A 249-nucleotide genomic window follows, 5' to 3' on the forward strand; every position below is an offset into this window, starting at 1 on the left:
GTTCATCCATACCGTAGCCGAAATGGCAGGCAAAGCCAGAATCCCGTCAGTCAGTTGCCCATGCCCTTCTTTGCATTGCCATTGCACGGCATTGAGAAACGGTGACGCGGGTAGCACCACTTCACAGGCCTCGCCACGGTTGATTGCCACCAGTACACGTTGCTGATTCAGCACGCGGACAAATACCACCACGTTATCTTCCGCATACAGCACCTGACAACCGCCATGACGTAGCGCCTGACTTTTCTT

The 249-nt window shown here is 54.2% G+C and carries 1 protein-coding gene; it reads right to left on the reverse strand.

From position 1 onward, the window contains the following. On the reverse strand, positions 1-249 hold a 249-nt coding region (locus R0J87_RS23070; protein WP_498889274.1), incomplete at both ends, for a hypothetical protein.

The organism is Halomonas sp. SIMBA_159, assembly GCF_046536035.1.
Taxonomy (GTDB): domain Bacteria; phylum Pseudomonadota; class Gammaproteobacteria; order Pseudomonadales; family Halomonadaceae; genus Vreelandella; species Vreelandella venusta_A.